At 72.0% G+C, this 3,791-nt stretch carries 3 protein-coding genes and 1 pseudogene; 2 read left to right on the forward strand and 2 right to left on the reverse strand.

Features of this window, described 5'->3' with window-relative positions:
• A pseudogene (locus AC1DUQ_RS20265) lies at nt 1-211 on the reverse strand (hypothetical protein); the annotation flags it as partial.
• Between the two features lie 130 nt (nt 212-341).
• On the opposite strand from AC1DUQ_RS20265, the gene AC1DUQ_RS20270 reads away from it, so the two are divergent.
• Nucleotides 342-818, forward strand: a complete 477-nt coding sequence (locus tag AC1DUQ_RS20270) for an SRPBCC family protein (protein ID WP_477059691.1) — start codon at nt 342-344, stop codon at nt 816-818.
• A 263-nt stretch (nt 819-1,081) separates the two neighbouring features.
• Nucleotides 1,082-2,680 (forward strand): TROVE domain-containing protein, encoded by a 1,599-nt coding sequence (locus AC1DUQ_RS20275; protein WP_477059692.1) that lies wholly within the window; start codon nt 1,082-1,084, stop codon nt 2,678-2,680.
• 209 nt (nt 2,681-2,889) lie between these two features.
• On the opposite strand, the gene AC1DUQ_RS20280 is transcribed toward AC1DUQ_RS20275, so the two are convergent.
• Nucleotides 2,890-3,791: carbohydrate-binding domain-containing protein (locus AC1DUQ_RS20280; protein WP_477074477.1), on the reverse strand; the 902-nt coding region annotated here is incomplete at its 5' end.

Consider the following 3,791-nt stretch of genomic DNA (forward strand, 5'->3'; position numbering starts at 1 on the left):
CGGCCAGCTCCTGGTGCCCCGACTCCGCCAGCTGGTCCAGGGCCTCGGCCAGCTCGTTGTCCGCGCGGCCGGTGAGCCGGTGGAACGCGTAGAGCATCCCGCGGGCGTGCTCGACCACCTCGAACGCGGCGGTGAGGGCGCCGACGGCGTCGACGACGGCGTCCGGGGTGCCCGGGGGCTCACGGTGGGCGTCGTCGCGCTCGTCGGCCATGTGTCGATCGTGGCCGCGACCGACTCGGCGCGCGCGTCGAAGCAATCTGCAATCAGAGGGTTGCATTTGTAGAGATCGACATCTACCGTCGATCTGCAACCAATTCATTGCAGATGCAGAGGAGCCATCCATGAGCGAGCAGGACTTCACGACGACCTACACGGTGGACCAGACACCCGACGAGGTGTTCGCGGCCGTCGTCGACGTGCGCGGCTGGTGGGTCGACGCGATCGAGGGCGGGACGACCCAGCTGGGCGACGAGTTCATCTTCCACAACGAGCCCATCCACCGGTCGGTCCAGCGGCTGACCGACGTCGTGCCGGGGGAGCGGGTCGAGTGGCTCGTCACCGAGGCGGAGCTGAACTTCGTCGAGGACACGGCCGAGTGGGTGGGCACGCGGATCCGGTTCGACATCACGCCGACCGACTCCGGGACCCGGCTCACGTTCACGCACCTCGGGCTGGTGCCGGCGCACGAGTGCTTCGAGATCTGCCACGACGCGTGGAGCTGGTACATCAACGTCAGCCTGAAGCGCCGGATCACCACCGGTGTCGGTCAGCCGGGCCAGGTGCCGACCGAGGCGCTCCGCTCGCCGGTCGTGCTCTAGGGGGCCCGTCTCGCCTGAACGGGTGAGCGGTGCGGGGCTGCGGGTAAATACGCTGTTGGGCGACGGTGGAACGCGTTACAGTCCGGCAGTCGGGGTGGGCCGGAGACGGTCGGTTACCTCACACAGGATGGACGGGTTGCGGGTTCGATTCCCGTCGCCGCCCTCGGGTGGTGTAGCTCAACCAGGCAGAGCAGTTCACATCCCGGGCGTCACACACACGCCCACCCCGACCTCTCCGTCCCGACGATCCGCCGAGGAGCACCGTGCGCGACGTCCTGTCGATGTTCCGCCTGCGCCGCACCCCGCAGACGGAGCGCGCGCGCCCCGAGCAGGTGCGCAACGGCGCCGGCGGGTTCGTGTTCGAGGTCGACGACGCGACTCGGCTGCACCGCTTCCTCACGCTCGGCACCGAGGGCGGCACCTACTACGCGTCCGCGCGTGACCTCACCGCCGACAATGCCGCCGCCGTCCTGCGCATGGCCAGGGCAGACGGGCTCGCGGTGGTCCGCGCGATCGTCGACGTCTCCACCGCGGGGCGCGCGCCGAAGCAGAACCCGGCGCTCTTCGCGCTCGCGATGGTCGCGTCGGTCGGCGACGACGACGCGCGTGCCGCTGCCCTTGCCGCGCTCCCGTCGGTCGCGCGCACCGGGACGCACCTGTTCGTCTTCGCGCGGTACGTCGAGCAGTTCCGCGGCTGGGGCCGTGGACTGCGGCGCGCGGTCGGGCGCTGGTACCTCGACAAGCCGATCGCTGACGTCGCCTACCAGGCGGTCAAGTACCGCGGACGAGAGGGCTGGACGCACCGCGACCTGCTGCGCCTGGCGCACCCCGTCACCACCGAGCCGGACCGCAGGGCCCTGTTCGAGTGGGTGGTGCGCGGCGTCCAGGACCCGGCGCTGCCGGCCGTCGTCACCGCGGCGGAGGCCGTGCAGGTGGCGGACGTCTCGGAGGCTGTCGCACTGGTCGCGCGGAACCCGCTGTCGTGGGAGATGCTGCCCGACCGCCTGCTCGGCGAGCGCGAGGTGTGGGAGGCGTTGCTGGCCAAGGGGATGCCGCAGACCGCGCTGATGCGTCAGCTCCCGCGGCTCACGCGGCTCGGCCTGCTCCAGGGTGACCTCGGCAAGTCGGTCGCGGGTCGGCTCGCCGACCCCGAACGGCTGCTGGCGGCTCGCGTGCACCCCGTCAACGTGCTCGTGGCGCAACGGACCTATGCGTCCGGGCGCTCGGCACGTGGCGATGGCGAGTGGACTCCCGAGCGTCGGATCGTCGACGCCCTGGATGCCGCCTACTACGCGGCATACCGCACGGTCGAGCCGACCCGGAAGCGCCTGATGCTGGCGCTCGACGTGTCGGGGTCGATGGGGGCGGGGATCTCGGGCATGCCGCTGACGGCCCGTGAGGCGTCGGCCGCGCTCGCGCTCGTCACGGCGGCGACCGAGGACGACGTCACCATCGTCGGGTTCACGGGCCGGGGGATCGGACGCTGGCGCCAGCGGGCGGGGCTGACCCCGCTCTCGATCAGTCCGAGGCAACGGCTCGACGACGTCCTGCGGACCACGGCGAACCTGCCGTTCGGTCCGACGGACTGCGCGCTGCCGATGCTCCACGCGCTGGAGGCGGGCCTCGCCATCGACACGTTCGTCGTCTACACGGACAACGAGACGTGGCACGGGGAGGTCCACCCGTTCCAGGCCCTGCAGCGGTACCGGGACGCCACCGGGATCCCGGCGCGGCTGGTCGTCGTGGGCATGACGTCCACAGGGTTCTCGATCGCCGACCCGACCGATGCGGGGATGCTCGACGTGGCCGGCTTCGACTCGGCCGTCCCCGGTCTGATCGGCGACTTCGCGCGTGGACAGTAGGGCCCAGCAGGCGCGCGAGCACCATCGCGCGGCCCAGGACGCAGAGCGTCTCGCTGCTCAGCATCGTGAGCAGCGAGACGCTCTCGTGCGCTCTCGTGCGTTCCCTCCACCTGTCTGGCGAGTGGTCCTACCGGTCGATCGCGCGGGCGGTCGGGTGCACCCCCGAGCTCGTCGCGAAGATCGTCAGGCCGCAGCGCTGAGCTCGGAGGTCACGGGCGCGTGCCCGGTCGACCGCCGCCGCCGGGGCCGCCCTGGCCGCCGCCGCCGCCCATCCCCGCGATCGCCTCACCGGCGGTGCCGGTCGCCGCGACCGTGGAGCCGCTGCTGTCGCCGGCCTGCGCGAGCCCGCCGACCGTCTCCCCGCTGACCGAGCCGCCGGTCGCCGCCGAGTACGTGTCCCCGGAGACGATGTCGGCCGACGCGTAGACCAGCGACGTGAAGTCCTTGGACGACTCGAACGCGGCGATCTCGTTCCCGTCGGCGTCGAGGACGTGGACCACCGTGCCGGCGGGCTGCGTCGAGGAGAACGTGAAGGCGACGAACGACTGCGCGGACTCGGCACCGGGCGTCATCGCCATCCCAGACGCGCCGGCCGCGAGGATCGTGCCGCCGGAGACGTCGAACGCGCCGTCCACGTCCAGTGCGCCGTTGCCGTCGTTCGTCGGGCCGCTCACGACGGCCGTGCCGCCGGTCATGGTGAAGAACCCGTTGGCGTCGAGCCCGTCGCCTTCGGAGTCGACGACGATCGTGCCGCCGGTGATGGTCAGGCCGACGTCGGTGCTCGCGGTCCCGCCGGGGGCCGCCTGCTCGCCCGTCGCGTCCGGGTCGGAGGCGTTCACGCCGTCGTCGCTGGCGACCACGGAGATGTCCCCGCCGCCGATCGTGATGAGGCCGGCCTCGAGACCCTCGTTCGATCCGGTGATGTCGACGGTGCCGTCGCTGATCTGGAGCGCCTGGTCGCCGTGCACGCCGTCGTCGCCCGCGTCGATGGTCAGGGAGCCGCCCGCGATGCTGACGACGCCGTCCGAGCCGATCCCGTCGTCGGCCGCGTCGATCAGCAGCTGCCCGCCGCCGACCACCACGGACACCGTGCCGGAGATGCCCTTGGGGG

The organism is Cellulomonas sp. P4_B5_2, from assembly GCF_056402235.1.